The organism is Gilliamella sp. WF3-4, from assembly GCF_001690275.1.
Classification (GTDB): Bacteria; Pseudomonadota; Gammaproteobacteria; order Enterobacterales; family Orbaceae; genus Gilliamella; species Gilliamella apicola_C.
The window spans coordinates 297,215-318,463 of the sequence record NZ_LZGW01000017.1 but is presented as its reverse complement, the minus strand read 5'-3'; the positions used below and the strand labels follow the sequence as shown (position 1 = coordinate 318,463).

At 35.4% G+C, this 21,249-nt stretch carries 18 protein-coding genes and 3 pseudogenes; 7 read left to right on the top strand and 14 right to left on the bottom strand.

Annotation, left to right across the window (positions count from 1 at the left end):
- Positions 1–153 precede the first annotated feature (153 nt).
- Positions 154–246: a hypothetical protein gene (locus A9G47_RS14865; RefSeq protein WP_442903229.1), complete on the bottom strand. Its 93-nt coding sequence runs from the start codon at positions 244–246 to the stop codon at positions 154–156.
- Positions 247–285: 39 nt separating this feature from the next.
- On the opposite strand from A9G47_RS14865, the gene A9G47_RS14470 reads away from it, so the two are divergent.
- The 7 genes and pseudogenes from A9G47_RS14470 to A9G47_RS14615 all read left to right on the top strand — a co-directional run bounded on the left by A9G47_RS14470 (position 286) and on the right by A9G47_RS14615 (position 6,550).
- Positions 286–1,074, top strand: coding sequence for a hypothetical protein (locus tag A9G47_RS14470; RefSeq protein WP_218057427.1), 789 nt, complete (start codon positions 286–288; stop codon positions 1,072–1,074).
- Positions 1,071–1,388: a hypothetical protein gene (locus A9G47_RS13910; RefSeq protein WP_065642314.1), complete on the top strand. Its 318-nt coding sequence runs from the start codon at positions 1,071–1,073 to the stop codon at positions 1,386–1,388. Before A9G47_RS14470 ends, A9G47_RS13910 begins: the two co-directional genes overlap by 4 nt.
- 36 nt (positions 1,389–1,424) lie before the next feature.
- Positions 1,425–1,655: pseudogene (locus A9G47_RS13905) on the top strand (tyrosine-type recombinase/integrase); the annotation flags it as partial.
- Positions 1,656–3,336: 1,681 nt separating this feature from the next.
- Positions 3,337–3,651, top strand: a complete 315-nt coding sequence (locus tag A9G47_RS04765; protein ID WP_065642312.1) for a polymorphic toxin type 50 domain-containing protein — start codon at positions 3,337–3,339, stop codon at positions 3,649–3,651.
- An 8-nt stretch (positions 3,652–3,659) separates the two neighbouring features.
- Positions 3,660–3,986, top strand: a complete 327-nt coding sequence (locus tag A9G47_RS04760) for a hypothetical protein (protein ID WP_141674811.1) — start codon at positions 3,660–3,662, stop codon at positions 3,984–3,986.
- A gap of 215 nt (positions 3,987–4,201) precedes the next feature.
- Positions 4,202–4,405, top strand: a pseudogene (locus tag A9G47_RS14620) (hemagglutinin repeat-containing protein); the annotation flags it as partial.
- A 90-nt stretch (positions 4,406–4,495) separates the two neighbouring features.
- Positions 4,496–6,550: a VENN motif pre-toxin domain-containing protein gene (locus A9G47_RS14615; protein ID WP_335340261.1), complete on the top strand. Its 2,055-nt coding sequence runs from the start codon at positions 4,496–4,498 to the stop codon at positions 6,548–6,550.
- Here A9G47_RS14615 and A9G47_RS04750 read toward each other — a convergent pair.
- The 13 genes and pseudogenes from A9G47_RS04750 to A9G47_RS04685 form a co-directional block, all read right to left on the bottom strand.
- A pseudogene (locus tag A9G47_RS04750) lies at positions 6,533–7,619 on the bottom strand (IS3 family transposase). The gene A9G47_RS14615 and the pseudogene A9G47_RS04750 sit on opposite strands and share 18 nt — an antisense overlap.
- Positions 7,620–7,800: 181 nt before the next feature.
- Positions 7,801–8,253, bottom strand: a complete 453-nt coding sequence (locus tag A9G47_RS04740) for an A24 family peptidase (RefSeq protein ID WP_176700655.1) — start codon at positions 8,251–8,253, stop codon at positions 7,801–7,803.
- A 5-nt stretch (positions 8,254–8,258) separates the two neighbouring features.
- Positions 8,259–9,680 carry an RCC1 domain-containing protein gene (locus A9G47_RS04735; RefSeq protein ID WP_176700654.1) on the bottom strand — a complete coding sequence of 474 codons (1,422 nt, stop codon included), beginning with the start codon at positions 9,678–9,680 and terminating at the stop codon, positions 8,259–8,261.
- 61 nt (positions 9,681–9,741) lie between these two features.
- Positions 9,742–11,604, bottom strand: coding sequence for a hypothetical protein (locus A9G47_RS04730; protein WP_141674810.1), 1,863 nt, complete (start codon positions 11,602–11,604; stop codon positions 9,742–9,744).
- 148 nt (positions 11,605–11,752) lie between these two features.
- Complete coding sequence (gene tadF / locus A9G47_RS04725; protein ID WP_065642307.1) at positions 11,753–12,514, bottom strand: tight adherence pilus pseudopilin TadF; 762 nt, start codon at positions 12,512–12,514, stop codon at positions 11,753–11,755.
- A 15-nt stretch (positions 12,515–12,529) separates the two neighbouring features.
- The gene (locus A9G47_RS04720; RefSeq protein ID WP_065642306.1) at positions 12,530–13,000 is read right to left on the bottom strand and encodes a TadE/TadG family type IV pilus assembly protein; all 471 of its coding nucleotides are present in this window, start codon (positions 12,998–13,000) and stop codon (positions 12,530–12,532) included.
- Between the two features lie 22 nt (positions 13,001–13,022).
- Positions 13,023–14,189 carry a hypothetical protein gene (locus tag A9G47_RS04715; protein ID WP_065642305.1) on the bottom strand — a complete coding sequence of 389 codons (1,167 nt, stop codon included), beginning with the start codon at positions 14,187–14,189 and terminating at the stop codon, positions 13,023–13,025.
- Between the two features lie 17 nt (positions 14,190–14,206).
- The gene (locus A9G47_RS04710) at positions 14,207–15,637 is read right to left on the bottom strand and encodes a type II and III secretion system protein family protein (RefSeq protein WP_065642304.1); all 1,431 of its coding nucleotides are present in this window, start codon (positions 15,635–15,637) and stop codon (positions 14,207–14,209) included.
- Between the two features lie 2 nt (positions 15,638–15,639).
- A complete protein-coding gene (locus A9G47_RS04705; protein WP_065642303.1) occupies positions 15,640–16,512 on the bottom strand; it encodes a hypothetical protein in 873 nt (290 codons plus the stop codon).
- Between the two features lie 47 nt (positions 16,513–16,559).
- Complete coding sequence (locus tag A9G47_RS04700) at positions 16,560–17,972, bottom strand: tetratricopeptide repeat protein (RefSeq protein ID WP_065642302.1); 1,413 nt, start codon at positions 17,970–17,972, stop codon at positions 16,560–16,562.
- 13 nt (positions 17,973–17,985) lie between these two features.
- On the bottom strand, positions 17,986–18,858 hold the full coding sequence (locus A9G47_RS04695) for a type II secretion system F family protein (RefSeq protein ID WP_065642301.1): 873 nt from the start codon (positions 18,856–18,858) through the stop codon (positions 17,986–17,988).
- 3 nt (positions 18,859–18,861) lie between these two features.
- Complete coding sequence (locus A9G47_RS04690; protein ID WP_065642300.1) at positions 18,862–19,791, bottom strand: type II secretion system F family protein; 930 nt, start codon at positions 19,789–19,791, stop codon at positions 18,862–18,864.
- The gene (locus A9G47_RS04685; protein WP_065642299.1) at positions 19,788–21,095 is read right to left on the bottom strand and encodes a CpaF family protein; all 1,308 of its coding nucleotides are present in this window, start codon (positions 21,093–21,095) and stop codon (positions 19,788–19,790) included. The genes A9G47_RS04690 and A9G47_RS04685 overlap by 4 nt, the downstream gene beginning before the upstream one ends.
- Between the last annotated feature and the right edge of the window lie 154 nt (positions 21,096–21,249).

Below are 21,249 nucleotides of genomic sequence, written 5' to 3'. Positions count from 1 at the left end.
CCATCAGATCTTTGTAGATCTTGTTTATTACTTTCAAACTTTGCAAATTAAGCTTTACAACAAACTTTCATTATTTTTTGATCCTTGCCAAAATATTAGACAGTTCCTACCACTATCATTTTATCGTTTTGGTGAAATTGTTGTTCATATTGTTCAGACCAATCCGTTTTTGTTTGAATGACGACGGATACGATTATAATAGATATCAATATATTTAAATAGTGTTTTATTAGCCGACTTCCTCATTTTATAGTAAAAATTATGAATAACACAAATTTTAAGTTTATGGGAAAAACTTTCAACGACTATATGTTATCCCAACAGTTTCCATTATTTAGTTCACACCATCAAGATGAAAATGAACAGTATTTTAATAAAGAAAAAGCTTGGCAAAAATATATGGAAGCGACGGAATGGGAACGACAAGTAGGTCGCCCTGTGATGAATTTCTTACCAGGAGGAGTAGGCTTAGTTTATAATACGATGGACACCCTAGAATCTGCTAACGCATTATTAGATGTAAATAGAAGATTGAATAATGGTGAAGAATTTAATACGGAAATGGCGTTAAAATTAACCGATGCAGGTCTTACATTTGTCCCCGTAGCCGGATCAAGATTGATGTCTAAAACTGCAGGAAAGGGAACGACGGGGACAACAACTAATGGCTACAAGGTCTCGAATGGTGCTGATAATGTTATAGCTAAGGTAGATCTTGAAAACCCAATAGTACAATCTCGTATTAATATGAAAACAGGAGATGCCGAATCAGGTTGGGTACATGTCCAGAATCGTCATTTCTCCGGGAAAGCTAATGCTAGCCAATTTTCAATTAGTGAAGCTGAAGCCAAAGCTATTTTAAGTAGCCCTGATGTATCTAAGATCCCAATTAATAATACTAGATCGTCATATAATAAGGTTACAGGGCAAACATATACTCTTTATGAGCGTGTAATTACATTAGATAAAAATATAGGTGTTGATAAATTTAACGGTAAGCCAACAAACACCATAACAATACTTACAGATAAACATGGTAATTTGGTGACAGCAACACCAGGGAGAATTAAATGAAAAATAATAATGCGTTAATTGAATTCAATAAAATAGAACAAAACACTATTATTCCTTATTTAAAAAATATTTTTTGTTCTGTTAATTCAGCATGTTGCTTATATCATATGATAGAGCAATATGAAGATATTTATACTTATTTGATTAATGGAGAACAAGTTATTACTTTGGAAATATCCAGAGTTGATAACTCAATAATAGAAGATGGAATAGTAGCTGTAGAAGAATATGCAAAAATGATGAAAGGTAAGCAATATCATCCTTACTTAAAAGAACTTTTACAATTATCTAAAAGAAGTGATTTTCAAGTCTAGTTAAAAAAAGATCCCCACCTAACCAAGGGGATCTTCTTTAACCGGTTAAGCCACTTAGTGCGTAGCCTGATAGAGCAAGCTAACATCGGTAAAAGTGGCTCCTGTCACCTGTTCCAGCACACGATGGCAACACTAATGCTTGAAAATGGCGCCGACCTGAGATGGATACAGGCGATGCTGGGACACGCCAGCCCGGAAACCACACAGATATATACACAAGTTAGCATCCGAGCATTAAAAGATATCCATACTGCCACCTATCCAGCGGCCAGTCTGAGTAGGAAAAGAAAAACAGCAAAAACCACCCCAAAGGCCAGCCAGAAAGCCGAAAGCAAGCGGACAAAGGCCACGACATCGTCAGACCACTAAGGCGCGCTGTGAGCCTGCTATGTTCAGTGAAAGGCAAGAGACGGGCATCCCTGCCCACCTCTTGCCAGTCAGCCGCAGTGTTAGCGGGGTAAATAGCCAGTCAACAAACTAGCCCCGCACAATCTGCAAGTGCTGCGCGTTGCTGCCTGTCTACTTAACATAATGTGGGGGATTATACGCACGGCACCAAAACCCGCCTAAACCCAGCAGACGCCTAGTAGAGTGGCTGATGCGTATAATCCACATTATGTCTTGCGCCGCCGCCATCGGCTACTGGGTACAGTGTACCGGCTCAGCTCGCTACTCTCGCTCAGCCATGAGCCAGGGCAATCCAGCTAAGCACTGCTCTCGCCGGCATCCTGCTGGCTCAAACAAACAACAATAAGGAAAGTCGGCGCAAGCGCCTCCACTCAAGGGCTTCACACCCCGCCCAACCCCCAGACATCCAACCAACAATGCGCGAGGGTCGCAGTCGCTTGGCTTCTTGCTCCTTGCCGTGCTCGCTATCTGCCTGCCCGTCCGCCCTTAAAAGGGGCACCCAGCTAAACCTTGATAAGCAGGCTCTATGCCGCCCGCACAGGCACAACCCGTCATCATCTCACAGACAAGCTGTGAGCCGCTGCCGGGTTAGACTAAAAGCATCAAAATGATATAGACATCTAATACTTTTTACCACATCCGTAATGAACTAATACCACTTAGGCTTAACGCGGGAGCTGCCACTAGGTAAAAAAGAGTCCTCGGCTTGTACTGCCAGCCATGTCTTACGATAGCGACATCGACGTTGTACTAAGCAAAAGTCAGCCAGTAACAGATAACCGCGCTTACGTATCAACCTGAGAAAATAACGTTGCCACTTAGCCGCCGTAGTTACATTAATACCTAGAGAGCGGTTAATCTCCTGACAGGTTGCGCCATCAAGTAGCTTGTCAATGAATGGTAGCCATAACTCACAATGAGAAAGCTTATCAAGCTGGTAAGCCTTTAGAGGATTGAAGGTGCACCGACAGGTTCGGCAGCGAAAGTTAAGACGCTGACCGATACGAACGGTGTTGAGTGATGTGCAATAGAGACAAGGCATAACGGAGGTGCTGAGCAGCTCAGTGAGCCATAACTTAAACGTCAATGCTTGCCGGGTAACGTGTTCTGGCGTGGTGTGTTCAAGGTTGAGTACGGCCTGATATAAGGCGCGGGCAGCCTTGTTCCGTCGTTGGGCCACCGGAACGGAGAGCCCAAGCCTTGCGGCTATCAGAGAGTGTGGTAGTGCGGCCAGCGGGCAGATGATGGCTATCAGGTAAAATAGTGCGATACATAATAATATCCGATATAGACCTCTCAATGAATTTTACAAAACTGAGCTAAGAAGAAAAGTAAAACGGCGAAAAAAAGCGTGTCGGGGCAAAAATATACGGTAGAATAGTGAGCTAAGGGAAAAGGTGTTGCAACTGACTAATACATAAAGAAAAAAAACAAAACAGTTGGGCAATGGACAATAGACAACACTAATGCAGGAAAGGGGGTTAATAGTGCCAATAATGCTGATTTTTCGCTAGATGCAAACCCAAACTTAACTGTTAATATGAATCAACAAAACAAACATATTGTAGGTACTAATGAGCATAAAACGGCAAATGCAAGCGCTCCTACACCAAGGAGTACTATTGATTCAAATATTGATGTTCAGCAATTGGTTAATAATCACGCTGGAACGGGAAGAGAAATTCCGACAGGAAGACCTTTAGGAACGCCAGGTTCAAAGGAAAATATTTCGACAAATAAAGTTATTGGACATTTTTATGATATGAAAACAGAAACTTTTGTTCCAACAACTAATTTCACTATTCGTTATTCAAAAACAGGGGTACATATAGTACCATCGAGACCTTCATTATGAGCAAAAAAATGATAAAAGAAGAACTTATTAAAGTTAAACATGAAATTAATAGAAGTACTATGTATAGCTTAATTGGCCGAAGCTCAAAAAAAATGCGAGGAATATCACTTAATTATGATGAAAAATTCATGATAATTGAGATGTTCTTTGATGAAAAACTTACTAATGAAGAGGAAGAAGAAATGGAATGTGCTCATTCAGAAGTTGTTTCAGATATTTTTCCTCAAATTTATGATGGTGGTATTAAGCTAGTTCTTACAATTTTACCTATAGAAGAAAATATTTTGGATAAAAAAGGTAATTTAGGTTGGTTTTATTTGCGTAAAGAATATTAGCAATAATCAACTTAGTCATTATTATTTTAAACAGACTAAGAAGATCCCTATCTAAAAGGTGGGATCTTTTTATTTTTTAGAACTACATCGCAGTTAAAAGGAAAGTAAATAAACCTTATTGGGCAAGAAAATACGATAAAAACCGACACCAAAGAAAAAAACAGCAGTGGCCCGGTAGGAGTGGGTTATAACTTTGGTGGGGAAAAAATGGCTTCAACATATCGGCTAATGCAAGTCAAAGTAAATCACGAGAAAAAGGTAATGGAACTGACTGGACAGAAAGCGTGATTGATGCGAAAAACAAACTCACCATCAAAACCGGCAACGACACCAATATCATAGGCGGCCAACTAAAAGGCAACACCGTCAACATGGATGTGGGTAACAACTTAAACATCCAATCACTGCAAGATACGGACGACTATGATTACGAAAAAATCAGCTCCTCAGTAAGTGGCAGTGCTGGCTTTGGTGGCTTTAGTGCCAACGGCTCACTATCAAGCACCAAAATGGACAGCAAATGGGCAAGTGTCACCGACCAATCGGGTATTTTTGCTGGCAAAGGTGGCTTTGACATCAAGGTAGGCAACAACACCGACCTAAAAGGGGCGGTCATCTCCTCGGAAGCCGAAGACACCAACAAAAACCGCCTTGATACGGGCACAATCAGCTTTAGTGACATCAAAAACAAAGCGGAATTTAATGTTAGCCATATCTCGGTCAGTGGCGGCACGGGTGGCGCAGGTGCACCAGCGGCATATCAAAACAGTGAAAAAGACTCAAGCATCACCCACTCAGCGGTAGAGCAAGGTCAACTTATCATCCGCAACAAAAACAAACAACAACAGGATATTAATGATTTAAGCCGAGATACGGAGAATGCGAACCACACGTTAAAACCGATATTTGACAAACAAAAAGAGCTCGACAAAATCGAAACGGTAGAGCTTATCAAAGACATAGCCCAACAGACGAAAAGCATAATGGGCAAATATGACCGAATACAGGCACAAAAAGACGTAGATAAAGACAAAGAAAAATTATCGAGAGCAGAAGCCGAAAAAGCGTATAAAGAATTAAGCGATAAGGAAAGAGCTCAAATTGATTTTGAAAAATATTATGAGAATAATAAAGACTATTGGTACTATGTCGCAGTAGATACTCAATTACAAGCCAACCAAGCAACTAAAAATCTCGGTACCATGGGTGGAGATGTCAGCAAAGGCATAGACTCAGCGGCTTCAATCATTACCGGCATCATCGCTGGCGACATCACGGGTGGTCTTGCAGGTGCTAGCGCACCATGGCTAGCAGAGCAAATAAAAATACATGCTGGGGATAATGAAGTAGCTCGTTTAACGGCTCATGCTATACTAGGTGCTGTAGTTGCCGAACTACAAGGCAACTCAGGCTTAGCGGGTAGTGCAGGCGCAGTAAGTGGCGAACTTGCCGCAGAAGTTATCATCAAACAACTTTATGATGGCAAAGACATCAAAGACCTCACCGAAGCAGAAAAACAAAACATCAGCGCATTATCGCAACTAGCAGCAGGCCTTGCAGCGGCCAGCGTTGGTGGTGATGTGGGTGATATGGGTGCCTCAATTGCTGCCAGTAAAAATGCGGTTGAGAATAACTATTTAAATTCTTCCGATCATCAAGATAAAGTAGGTTTAGAATATAAAGAAAAAGAAGGTTTATTAACTGAAGACGAAAAGCAAAAGTTAGTGGAGCTTAGAATTAAAGATGAAAGCTCAACAAATGCATTATTAGAAGCTTGTGTTGATGTAAATAGTGAAGGTTGTCATATAGAGCGCCAAAAAGCTTATGATGCGCTAAGAACATATGTAAATTATTATTATAACAAATTAGAGCACCAAAATGGCTATTTAGAAATAAAACAATTATTAGATGGAACGTCAAACACACCAGAGGCAAATCAATTACGAGCTATCTATCAAGGGTATTTAGAAAGTTATAAGCGTTTTGGTTATAGTGACGAACAAGCCAGAGTGATGGCAGGTAGGACTATGGGTAGCATGATAATGCTTCATGGTCTTACAGAAACTATAACGCTTCCTAAGATAAATAAAATTTTTGGTGGTAGTAAGCTATTACAGGTTGGAAAAGCAAAAGAAAATCGCCGTTTAGATAAAGAAGCCTTAGAGGAAAAATATGGAAAAGGAAATGTTCAACAAGGCGGTGGAAATTATAAGGAAATTAAGGATAAAATATATGATGGTCAAGCAGAAAACGCAAAAGCTAATGAGAGTAGTAATTTTGGGGAGCATGTTAAAAAAGAGAAGGAAGTTAATGCTGGAAAGAGGATGAATGAGAAAGTTGTTCATAACTTACCAACAACAAAAGATGAACTTCATGCAGATCTGAAATCTAAAGGATTTACGAGTAATGGGCAATCGCAGGGGGGATATGAAACATGGAAAGGTCCAGAAGGTGTAACTGTGACAATCAAACCCTCAGGCGAAGTAATTAGAACGCAAAGAGTATGTGTAAATACCCCAAACTTAGTACACAACTCACGTAGAAAATCATGCTGCTTGTTTTAGTGTTTTATACTCAATCGGTGTCATGTTATTTAATGCCTCATGTGGTCTTTCGGTGTTATAAATCGTTAACCATTCTTCAGTTATTCTCCTTGCTTGCGCTAAGTTGTTAAAAAGATATAAATCGAGTACTTCAGTACGATAGGTACGATTAAATCGTTCAATATAGCCATTTTGATAAGGGCTACCGGGCTGGATATAATCAATGGTTATATCATGTGATTTAGCCCCCAGTTGGTAAAGGTTTTTCCTGTAAATTCTGGCCCATTATCGACCCGTATTTTTAATGGATACCCATGATATTCGTCCAGTTTATCTAAGTAACGGGTAATCCTTCCTGCGGGTAAGCTTACTGCAATATCAATGCCTAACGCCTCACGATTAAAGTCATCGATGACATTGAATGTCCTAAAGCGACGTTGATTACGACTACTGTCACTCATAAAATCCATTGACCAACATTCACCTTGTTTATTGGGAGCCAATAACTTTTCTGGCTCCCGAGGTGGAATTCGTTGTTTTCGTTTTGTTTTAAGATTCAGTTTTAACTCACAATACACCCGATAAACACGTTTATGATTCCATTTATAGCCGAGCTTTCTGATACGATTAAAACATTTAGGAAAGCCCCAGCGTAAATGCCGGTCTGTGATAGCATTCAACACTGAAACAATCACCGAGTCATCCTGCAACTTAGGTTGATAATAGTAAGCACAACGGCTTAAGCCAACAATGGCACAACTCATAGCAATAGTAACCGAATGATTTTGTTGTAGTTGCTGCGCCCACGTTTTACGTGCCGTTGTGGGCACTAAAGCTTTTTGATAATTTCTTCCTGAAGCTGGGATTTTAAGCTCAGTTCGGCAAACATCTGCTTAAGCTTACGGTTTTCAGCCTCAAGCTCCTTTAAGCGTTTGATATCCGACGTTTCCATTCCGCCGTATTTTTCTCGCCATTTATAGAAAGTTGAATTACCCATGCCATATTTACGGCACAGCTCTTTAACGAGAATACCCGTTTCAGCTTCTTTTAAAATAGCTACGATTTGATGTTCAGTCATTTTTTTCATCATTAAATCCCCCTTTTCTTTTATCATAGAGAATTTTCTACTTTTTTGCTGTACTATTTTAGGGGGAAGTAGTTACAAGAGCTTAATTTTAGCGTAAAGAATATACAGAGCTAAATAATGCCCCCCAAAAAAGCTATCCATCAAAGTGTAATTATTCGGGGGGGGGGAGAACAATAAGTAATTATTAGAATACTGTTTTAAATAGTGTAATTGACGTTAAAAAATAACTTCCGCTAATTGCTAGACCATAAGGTAATGTGACTCCTGCTTTTGGTTTTTTAATATATTTATATATTATTGCTATAATTGCAATCGGCAGCCCAAGTAATGTAATTAGCACTAAAAACCCCCAAACATCATTCGGTGGAATAGATATCAAGAGTGCTGTAATTAATTTTATATCTCCTGCTCCAACTAATCGGCAATAAAACATAAATAGACCACAAATCAAAAATATTCCTGATGCTTTATAATTTAGTTGACCTGCACCAAAAATAAAATTCAAAATAGCGAGGATGAATATTATACAAACAATATAATTTGATATTATTCTGCGTGTTAAATCAGTATAACACGCAACTAATAAACATCCCCAAATTGTTAAAATAATAACATCATTAATTAATAGTTGATTCATCATTATTACTGCACTTGCCCTGGAATATAATCATTACCATAAACTCTTTTCATCTCATCAGTAAGAAATTCCATTTCCAATCCTGGCCAATCTTGTCTTCTATTACTACGAGGACTAAATTTTTTACCCGAACCGTATCCAACACCAAATGCTTGTCCTTTTTCATTCCAATAAAAAAAGTGTTGATGACCAACATCTATTTTGGTCAAAGGACCATGAATATTATCTCTAATTACCGGATTTGCTCCATACAATATATTTTTATAAAGTCCGAGTTTATGTCCCCATGTCACTAATTTATTATCATTAGTGATAGCAACACAACCACGAAAACGGCAAAAAAGTGAGCGAACATGTTCTGTAACCAACGTTGGGACAGGATGTGTAGAGCCTCTAACTGCTCTTCTTTCATTTTCCTCATCTAACTCTTCTGGTGTTAACTCGTGATTATAGTCAGTGCGGTCATCTTCTATTTCATCATTATTTTCATCCAAATCATCACTGTCTCCTTCATCATTCTCTTCGGCTGTTACTTCATCTTCTTCATATGGACCTTGAATACCTAAGCGGCTAGATTTTCCCATGCCATAAACTCTACCATTATCAAGTAAAATCATAGTATAAGCACTTCCACCACCAATAGACAAAATCTGTTTACCACTAGAAAAACGAGATATCGCTCTCAGGTTCTGTGTAATAACTTTAGGTTTAGCTTGAAATCTCTCTCTACCTGTCAGTCTTTCACCAAAAGCACCTCGATCTCCGTCTCCCCAAGCAAATACCTCCCCGTCTTCACTAATGGCATAACCACTATCATAGCCAGCGCCAATTTTTACTATCTTTTTACCATCAAATCCAGTAATTTTTGTAAGTGTAACTTTAGAAGAACGAGTACCCGTTCCCGCTTGACCATGAGGATTCCTTCCCCAAGAATATACATCCCCACTTCTTGTCAAAGCGAGAGAATTATATCTCCCACATGCAATTTCAATAACATCTTGATCCTTCAAAACAGGAACAGGTTGATTGACATATGTGTCATCTCTCCGCCCTTCCTTTTGTTGACCGCCTGTAGCTTCTTGGTATAAGTTTCTACCCCACCCCCAAACATCACCACGATCATCAAGAGCAATAATATGATATTTACCCGCAGCCACTTGAGTAATAGATAGTCCAGCTCGAACAAAAGTATGAACCCTAGCAGGCGGGCGGTCACGACGAACATGAGTAACCCCATTACCTTGTTGTCCTGTATATCTGTAGCCCCAAATCCAAAGATCGCCATTTTCTATAGTTAGACCCGTTTTCCTTAAACCAGTTTTTGCAATTGGATCTGCTTCTGACGTATTCACAAAAACTAATGCATCTGTACGTTTATCTCCTGATTGTCCATTATCCGCTAACAATGGGAAACATATGCAGGTCATAAATAACATAATGATTTTTGTAATTCTCATTTTTGGCAACTCCTATTCATCATTATTTTGCTTACTCACTTTTATTAATAAAGTTACCTGTCTCTACCTCAATAATTCTATTTATTGCATCAAATAATGACTGGTAATCCTGAGCCTCAAACAGATAATCCTTATTATTTTTCATACATTCAGTAAACCACTTGCCATACATAGCTTCATATTCTGCATCAGTTGTCAAGTTACTAGCGTTAGGATCTAATTTTATATAATAAATAGCGGCTGCATTAGCAGGCTTTTTAATATAACCTTTATTATAGTTTTCCTTAGATGTTAAACCTTCTGTTATACTCTGGCAAACATTACCATCTAAAAAATCATCTCTAAGTTTATCTGCGCCTTTGTCATCTTTACCATCAGTAATAATGATCATAATTTTATTATTAGAACTTTCTTTAACCATCACAGGCACAGTTCTCAATAAAGCAGTCATAGTATCCGTTCCACCACCAGGCTGCCAAGTTACATTATTATCACTAATAAATTCTCGAAGCTCTTTATTGTGAGCTTTATGATCTTCACCATCATCACTTAATGGGACTAAATGAGGTAATGCTTTAAAATTTCTAATATGGTTTGCTGCTTCAGCAAACCTTTCTGAATCCGACATATTAATCATGCTTTTACTCATGACACCATTACTGTATAAAGGTGATTGACACATTCCTTGAAATGGAGAAAAATTAGTCATGGTAGGCGATATAATACGGTTAAACGTTATTATATTCTGATTCATTCTAGTAAATAATGATTCGATAGTTCCACCGACATCAACTGTTTTAGTGTTAGCAAACGAGCCATGCACATCATCATAATCACCAGAAAACATATAATCGTATAATTGAACTATTTTAGCATATTGTCTCTCAACTTTTCTTCTGTTTCTAAGGGATAATGGGTAGTCCTCAGGGGCTTTCTTATTGCAAGCATATCGAGAAGATCCCATATTAACCTGTTCAATATTATGCCTATATTCACAAAGGTTTTTATCTACTAAATCACTATCACTATGAGCACCTAATGCAGGACCGATGATTTTTGAATAATAAAGATAATAATAATAATCCAGATAGTAATATACTGTATTTTTGTTAAATCTATCGAAATAGTTATAGGTTAAATAATCATCAATTAAATTAATTTCTTTCAACTTCCTCCATTTTGGATATGCGATATTTTTATTTGCCCAGAAATTATAGTCAACTGAATCGTAAGGTGTCTGCATTTTGTACATAACCGAACATGCATAACCTACGCCACCAGCTGGATTGTTAACGTCTGTTAAAACAGGAACTCCAATATCATAAGGAACTAAAGCAAAATTATATATGGGGTACTCTTCAAATCTGCTAATAGCATCTCCTATTGCCTTTCTCATATAATTAAGGCGCCGTGTATCACTATTTCTAACAACTGAAGTATAATCATTACATTGTGTATCGCTGTACTCACATGTTGCTGAACCTGAAAAATCACTAATAAACGCAATAGCAACTGAATCACCAACATCATATTTTTGAGTATTGCCATAGCTTTCCTTTTTATTACTTACAGAAATCACTTCACTTTTCTTATTGCTAGTGTAGTCGTTACGAGTAATTAAAGAATTAAACATTTGTTTATAGGCAATATCATATTCTTTTTTATCTGCTTTATATTCTATTTCTATATTGGCGCCATCTAATTTATCACTACTAATTTTTTGATTAACAAAATAATTAATATAATTCAACGCTATTTGCTGGTTTTGTTCAAGTGATGCATCATCAATATTTTTATTATTTATTGCAATAACGGCTAACGAAGCCTCATTAGCTGCTTCCGATAATCTAGCCCGATTACGCATAGTTTCGGTATGATCAATTGAGACCAACATGCAAGTGAACATAGCGGGGAGCATAATTGCAAAACTTATAATAACGTTTCCGGCAGTACACTTAAAAAAATTTTTCTTTTTATAATTGTTCCGTTTTAATTTGTTATTACTCATATAATCCTCTCATACTTTTAAAAAGAGTATTTGATTAGCGATGATAAATAGGGCAAGCCGAACCATTATTTTCCGCGATGTTATTGCAACGAGATAATAGAGCAATATTACTACACAAATTCGGGAAAGTGTCCGTTGTCTCTCTATTAGAATTCATCCATTTCAAATAAAGACTCTCTTCATTAACAATGCAAATGCTAATTCGATATAATGGAATCCAACGTCCAGCTAATCCCGTCGAAGGATCAATTGTCCTTCGAACATAGGGTATAAGTTTTAAATAATTATTGGTTCTTGGTCTTTCAATTATGTTAGGTAGTGAATTAAAATAGCTAATAGCGCTATTACAAGCTCCTGCAGAACACGATTCTGAACTTAGGGTGGCTAATTTAGCTCGGCTAAAGTCTTGCGGATGCCTAGGATCTTGTAAAATAAATAAAGCATCGACTCTTATCGCAACGTCACGATCTAATAATGAACTAGCTAATTGACGCAATTCTTGCACTTGGTTATCATCAAATAACTCATGAGACTTGTAGCAAGATTTAAGATCCCTAATGCATGTTAAATAATTATTAGAACCATTTGCATTACCCATTATCGGATAAACAGCTGATCTTTCACGAAAAATCGATGCTACTGTATAATTTGCTCGTTCAAGTTTATTTTGTAGCATGATAGTGCTATATACATCATAAATAATAAACACAAATAGCGAAAATAAACAGAAACATGCCGCAAACTCAATTGAGACAACACCATTTTTATTGCGAAAAAAATTATTCAAATATTTCATTGCTAGTTTATTCCTTTAATTTTCATAAAACTCACGATAAACAACAGTCTTTTTTGTTAAAGAAGAGTCCAAAATACTTGAAAACATGTCGGAAAACATAGCTCGATAATCGTATTGTAAATTAAATGATATTAAATGACTATCATTACTAAGCGTGCTTTGACAAGAATTAGTTATTAAATCTTGTATTGTATTACAAAATGTTAATGTTATATGAAAATCATTCGGATTAGTTATATAAGGCCACAATGGAACTTGAGAGGTAATTAGATCATTCATTTTTTGGGAATAATTTATATTTTTAGAAATTGCTACTTCTCTTGGTATTTCGGTAGATATTAAATCCAAAGCAGAACCAATAATCATAATTCTGCTTAACTCCAGCATAAATGCAAATAGAACGATTAAAAAAGGAAAAACAATTGCCAATTCAATCGAAATACTCGCTTTCTTTTGACCAAAAAATAATCTCCAACATTTCAACATAATTTTCTCTGCCAATCCTATATTAAGAATTAGTCTTTCTTTTTAATATTGAAAAAGACTTTCTTGATTTATCTTTTTGAGCCTTTTTATTTCCAATAATAGCTGAAGATATCTCTTTTATTTCACTACTATTGGCAGCCTTTTTAAAGTTACTTATCTTTGATATATATTTACGCTTAAAGTCGATACTGCGTTCTAAAAACTCTTCAATATCGTCATCACGTAAAGCATTTTTTTTATCATAAACAGTGTTATCATTTAAACAAACCAAAAAACGTTTATTTAAAAATTCTGTTTTTTGAGCAGTACCACGTGAAATTTCCTCTAATATCTTTTTAGCAACTTTAATTGAATAAGGATCTCGATTTATTACAATAAATATAATATTAGAAATAGTAATAATATCATCAAGGTGCTTAAATGAAGATGATAATCCCATATTTTGATCAATAAATGTAATATTAAATTGTCCAGAATTAAGTTCATCATATTTCCAAGCACTAGCACTATTTTCTACTTTTACTTGTAAACCACTCTCAATATTAGCCAATGAGCCATCTTGAGGTATTGGCATTTCAAATAAAAAATCAACATTAGGGCTTGTTGTTGCTCCTTGAATATAAAGTAAAGGATAATTAGTTAATTTACTAATATTTTTTATTGTATGAACGACTAATGACGATGTACCAATTCCACCTTTACAACCTAGAAATGTAACAATGCTACCCACTCTTTTACTTGAACCTGGCGGGGTTACGCTTCTTAAATTTAAAATAGCGGTGATCTTCTCCAATTGGCTACTTTCTAATAAGAAATGGATTCCTTTTTTTAACAAAAATTCAGAAAATTGGATTGAATCATAACTGCCTATAAGTATTGTTGATGCTTGAATAGGTATACAGCGGTTGATATTTTCTGATAATAGTTCTGCATCGTCTTCATCTTTAATATCTAAAATAACTATATCATACCTACTCCAACAAGGATCTTCTTTCAACTCAGATAATTCTAATGGAATAACCTCCATACCTAATACATTATAAAGAAATAATACAGAACGAATCTTCTCAATCAATTCACTTCTTTTACTTAAAATTGCGACTTGAAAACCAGATATACGTCCAGCAACAAATTCTTGCGAAGAGTCGTTCGATCCATTTGAATCTTTTTTATTACCAAATAATTGCATAAGAATTCCAATAACCTTTATTCAATAAAGCCCATATCATTAATAAATTTTTCACTTACATTAGAAACTGGTACAGTTTTACGTCTTTGTTTATCGATGTTACTTTTTATATTGAAGAAACCATTAATCACATCAGTGCGATCCAAAATTGGTAACTCTACTCCATCAAAGCTATTATTCGATGTCACTAAGTTAACTGTCGCAAATACAACCATTTCCATCTTACCACGAGTCGTTGTTGCGCTACGAGCTATTGCACCTAAAATAGGAATCTCACTAATAAAAGGGAGTCGAGATAATTGTTCTTCGTCTTGTTCGTTAATCAGCCCAGCAATCACAAAACTATCACCATTAGATAAGTCAATAGTTGAACTGGTTTTTCGAGTTGTTAAAGTCGGAATATTATAGTTATTAAATGCATATGAACCAGATACTGAACTGACTTCATTATCAATAAATAGCCTAATACGCTTATCGTTATTTACTTTAGTACTAATATTTAATTTAATACCGTACTCTTTATAGGTAACATTTGCATCGCCATCTTTATTCTTAGTTACAATGGGGATCTCACCACCGACTAAAAATGAAGCACTTTCGCCTGATAGTACCGATAAATTAGGTTGAGCCAATACCTTGGCTAAACGATCATTTTTAATTGCACGAATTGCTGTAGTGATATTGTGGATATCAAACCCTTTTTTCAGTCCTAATAATGTGAACTCTCCCACACCATTCATAATAGAATCACCTTTCAACATGCTGTCCAAAGTTAAACTTTGCCATTCAATGCCTAATGAATCAGTAAATTCTTTACTGACCTCAACAAAGGTTAGTTTCACATTAACCTGATATTCTTCTATTACTCTAATATTATCGATAATGTTGCTATAAATATAACGATCCTGAAATGAAAGATCTGGCTTAACGGGTGTATCACTTGGTGCTCCTGCTCTTATTCGCTCAGAATTTTGCCCGACAAGTGAACCGACAACTGTAATAATTTTATTTTTTGTTGTACTATCAGGGGTCGTGCCATTTAGTACATAGACAAATCGACCATTAGCATCTCCATTATCATAACGATCTATTGTCACACTACTATTGGGGAAGTTTTGAGCTATTCTATATGTAATTTGAGACAAAAGTGGATCAACATTAATAGTATCATTAATAATAATATTGTTTGCATCATCATAAACTATCAAACTGGTCCTACCATTTGATTTTCCATATATAATTAATGATTTGCCCTCAATGACCTCATAATTTGCTACAGTATCTTGACTAATGAACACTGTACCTACATTATCAGGTAAAACAATTGTTTTACTTTGGCCAACTTGTAAATTATGAATATTAGCAAAAGCTAATGGAGAAATCCCCATAAATAATAGGCAAAAGGGAAGCTTAATTTTATGTATAATTGATTTAATTTTTATTAGCATTCTTAGTTACCTTTGAGCAAATTAATCCGTTTCTGTTTCTCTAAAAAGATATCTTTATCAGATAGTGGCCATTTTCTTTCTTTATCACTTAATGAACGTAATCCATCTTCGACATTTTTTTTGTAAATGCTCGGGTATATCATAATTTTAGAGTTCGTCATTAATGTTCTCAGTAATTTTATTTCTTGATTAGAAAGCTCTAGTTGAATTTGTCCTATATCGCTTTTTTGAAAATTTGGATCTAATTCATTGCCCAAATCGATATAGATGATTTTCTTGCCAACAATAATTGGTTTTATACGATTTTTAGCAAAATCATTACTTGGTGAAACCAATTTGCCCTCTTCATTGTTGTTACGAGTACGCACTGTTTCATCAGAATAAAATAGATAAAGATCAACAAGGTCACCGTTTTTTAAATTTTTCATCAAATAAAAATCCATCTTTTCTAATTTAAATGGAAACATATAATTCCCTTCCTTTAATGCTAAAAGTAGGTAATCAGGCGAATTAGGTGAAGCAATAAAACTGTGTTCAATAAAAGAGTCTTTCGCAATATTATTCTTAGCGACATAAGCATCTATTTCCGCTGAATCGGTTATGTATTTCGACTTTTCAATGCTTTCTTTGTCAATCTCTATCGACTTAAAATAATAATCATCTTTAGTTAATATCGTTTTCTTATTGATAGCATGTTTTGCAAAAGCAACCGATATCATCTCTGTTTTTGGTAGCTCTATTTTAGGTTCTTCTACTACAGCCTGCTGAACTGGATTTTCAACAACAGCAGGAGGAGGAGAGGACTTTGTAAATAATAATGCTAGCCCAACAACTAACATTAATACATATAAAATAATTAACTTCTTATCTTTCATGCAAACTCCATATAGTACCTATATTTATATCGTTATCTCAGTTGCATTCATTTATTTTCTAAATAAAAATCAAATGCAAAACAATGAGCCTTCCCTTTTGAATTCAGACCTGCATAAAAATCTTTCACTCTTGAATTTTGTTTAGTTTTTATATTTAAAACTAATGTGTTTTCAGCTGTCAACGTTCCTGTGACGTTAGAAAAATCTCGTTCACTACGCGAAATTCGGTTAATAATATAATTTATACCTGCTGCTGGCAATGTGACCTTATAAAATGATAATTTGAACTCTGTTGGAGAAATTTTTTCAATTAAGTATTCATTCTTATTTAATTGACTTACAGTTTCGATAGTAATTCGGCTAAACTTGTCATGCTCACCAGAACGAACTGCTAAAATAGTTGATTTAGTTGCTAGCTGTTTTGCCTGATCATTTTGTTTAGAAACGCTAGGATCGTTGGCCTTTTCTGTTTTTGAATTAATCGCACTAGAATCTACCTGCTTGCCTGTAGTCGTTTCTAATTTAGTCATATTGGATAATTTGGCACCCACGGTTGAACTTGCTACATTCTCCGATTTAGTCCCCTTTGCTGATTTTACAGTTATTTCTTGTTTAGATATCTGTTGTGATGCTATTTTTTCAGTTGTATACTGCTTTTGATTCTCAGCTTGTGCAGGTGTAATTTCATTAAATTTGATAGCTTCATTTGGTTCAATTTGTTTTAATTCTTGAATTAATATTTCAGGATCATTAGATAATTTATGCGCTATGCAAAATGACTTAGCTAGTTGCATTTTATTCAATTTTACCAACGTATAAAGTAAATTATGAAGAATGGTTTGATCACGATATCCTTTTGTATATAAGATATTTAGATGCTTATAGGCTTCATTATATTCTTTATTTAAAATCGATAACATTGCCAAATTATTTGTGACTTTATTTTCATCATAAAAATTTTCTCTAGCCAAATTAAACGAATAACGCGCAGCATCATATTGTCGTTTTTTCAGCAAAATAACACCTTTTATATTATAAGCTTCTCCATTTTTACCATTGATTGCGATCGCTTTATCTAAATATGTTAACGCCGTATCATTATTACCAAGCCTAGACTCAACATGACCATATAAAACAAAAACACTGTCGCTATTAGTTTTATTTAAAACAGGTGTTAAAATCCTTTTTGCTGCTTCAAAATCATTAGAAAGGTAGTAGACTCGAGCAAGCTTATACCTTGTATCTACGGTATCAGAACGTTGTAAACGTTGTTTATAAAGCTCTATTAAACCGCCATAATTCTTTGTTGTTTCATGAATGTAGATTTTTTGTTGCTCATTTAAATCATATTTTAAAGTGCTATTTTGACACCCAGTGACAAAAAATAATACGGAGCACATCACAATATATTTCGGTTTTATTAACTCTATTGGCTTACAGCATATTGAAAAGTAATTCATTATCTCTAAATCCTTATCTATTACTTAATGTTGATACAATACTCATAACAACAGGCCCTGCAATGATAAGAAGAACAGGCGCAAGGAAAAAAACCATCATAGGTACTGTCATCTTAGCTGCAATAGCCGCAATTTTTTCTTCTATCGTTAATTTTTGTATCTCTCTAATTTCTGCTGATAACTCTAATAAAGCCTCATAAATTGAGTTACCATAACTAATACTTCTTCTTAAAGTCACACAAAACATTCTAACCTCTTTACAAGGTACTTCTCGCTGAATCAAATCAATAGAAAGTTCTATACCATTCACATCCATCATTAAACAAGCTCTTTCTAAAATAGCGGCCACATCGCTATTGATTGGCTTTACTCTGGTGCTTAAATACCGAAAACCATTTTCAATAGTCATGCCTGATCTAACCATAATTGCCATCATATCGATAATCAATGGTAAATCGCGCGAAATTTTTTTGATTTTCTTTTCTGTCTGCCTTTTTACTAGCCTATCAGGAAGAATAATAACCGCAATAATAATTACCAACAAAACAATTAGCAACACACTTGAACTAAGTTCAATAAACGAAAAAAGTTGGTTAAACAAATAGAATAGCGAAAAAATAATAATGACTGAGTACACTTTCCAATTGTTTTTCTCTTGAAACTGACGTAAAAAACTGAGGCTTATACTATTTTTAGCGGCAATTTTTTCAAAAGCAGTATCTCTTTGGTTCACATGTTTTTTTGGCGTTTTCTTTTCTTTATTTTCGTTGTTCAAAAGTAAGCTAATTTTTTCTTTTCGTTGATATAACCAATAGGAACTAAACAGCTCGTTGCAACCAAAGTAAATTAAAAAAATTGGAATTAATATATGCAATAAACTATCCATAATTTAAATAATCTTATTAATCATACCACTAATTATCAAAAAACCTATAACTACACTACCTACAACATAATATAAAAGATAATGACCAATGGTTGTATCAACTAAATAGTTGTAATGTGTTACTGAAATTCCTTTAAGTGCAAAAAGAAAACCAAAAGGCATACAACCTAAAATTTTGATTGACATCCTTAATTCGGCAGTTTTACCATCTCGAGTTTTAGTAAGGATGCGATTATTTGTTAACATTTTTGCTAATCGATTAAAAATTTCTTTTAATTCACCGCCACTATCAAGATTAACCATTATCGTTAAAATAAAAAAATAATATTCTGGAAACGGAAGTCGCTGGTAGGAATTAAATAAGACACTTTCAGCACTTTCGCCAAGTTCTAGTCGGCTATCAATTTCCTTCATTATTTTGCCAACAATTCCATCGATAGAGTTTCCACATGCTTTAAACCCTGTTGTCACGGCATAGCCAGACGATACAACACCAGAAAAAGCATTTAACGCTTCTGGGAATGTTTCGTAAAACTTTTTTGAAAGCCTTTTTTTCTTAAAGAAAATAATGGCAACAATTGTAGCAATAAAGCTAGCAGGAATTACTATGTAATTGTCATAGCCGATATATCGTTGATTCAAAAATATACCCGCAATAACACCAACTAAAATATATACAATCAATCTAGCTTTCGATTGCTCCATCGTTAGTATTTCATAATAAGATTTAATTATTGTTTTTAGATCAAAAGCTATTTGAGCCAAAAAAGATCTTTTTTGTTTAGTTAATCGTTCTTCAACTAAATTAACTAAAGACGCATTTTTTTTGATCTCAACTCTATAGAAAGCTTGTAATCTTTCTCGACGATTGCGCAACGAAAAAATATTCATAACACTAACAAGAACGAGTACAATTGAAAGAACGATTATCATGTTGTAATCCCCATCGCAGTAAACATAAGCTTTTCTAAAATGTCTGACATTTCATAATATTGGGCGCCTTCATAAAGCGCAGAACGTTTCACCAATCCATCACAGATAAATTCACCTTGAATCTTACCTTGATCATTTCTTTCATCGCTGATCTGGAATTTAAAAACATCATGTGTGACAATATTGCCAGACTCTACACCAAGAACTTCAGTTATGCTCATTACTTTACGCTGCCCATCTGGGAGACGTGAAACTTGGATAATAAAATTGACTGAAGAACTAATATAATTTTTAATAGCAATCATGGGTAATTCAGATTGAGCCATAATAATCATACTTTCTAGCCGAGATAACGCATCTTTAGCGGTATTGGCATGCAGTGTTGACATTGAACCATTGTGACCAGTATTCATAGCTTGGAGCATTTCAAATGCCTCTTCCCCACGACATTCCCCTACGATAATTCGATCTGGACGCATACGCAACGCATTAACCAACAGATCTCTCATAGTTACTTTTCCTCGACCATCATCACTACCGGTTTTGGTTTCCAGTCTAAGAACATGGTCTTGTTGTAACCTTAACTCCGCAGCATCTTCCAGTGTAATAGTACGTTCATGCTCGCCAATAAATCCAGATAATGCATTGAGCATTGTTGTTTTACCTGAACCAGTACCACCCGAAACAATGATATTCATTCGGCAACGCGCTGCAATAACTAAAAAATTTGCCATATGTTCGTTTAAAGAACCAAATTTTATTAAATCATGGAATGTTCGGCGACCAGTACCAAATTTACGAATTGACATGGATGTGCCATCAATGGCAATGGGTGGAATAACGACATTAAGACGACTACCATCAGGCATACGTGAGTCAACTAAAGGATGTGATTCATCTATATTTTTGCCAACTTTATTAACTAAACGCCTTGCAATATCAAGAAGTTGGCGTTCGTTGATAAAAAACTTATCAGATTTACTAAGAATTCCTCCGCGCTCAACATAAATGCTATAAGGACCATTTACTAAAATATCATTAACGGCTTCATCTTTCATCAACGAATCTATTGGACCGTAACCGACAATTTCATCGCAAATCATACTTGCCAACACACTTGATTCATCTGCCGTAATACGAGCACCACCAGAATTAACAATATTTCTGATTACAGACTGAACTTCACGGAGAACCTGATTCGGATCACTCTTCAACTGCTCAATTAAATCAAGGTCAAGAACTTGGAATACTAAATCACGAACCTCGCCCCATTCATCAGCAAACTTAAACGCTTCATTAACCATGGTATATTTTTCATTGTTATTGTTATTTTAATAGTAGCAAAGCAGCCAAATACTTTGACTACTTTTATCTTATTATTGCGAGGATAATCCTAACGGATTATCCCCAAACAGTACGACTAAGGTGTATACAACCATACGGAGATGAATTATTAAT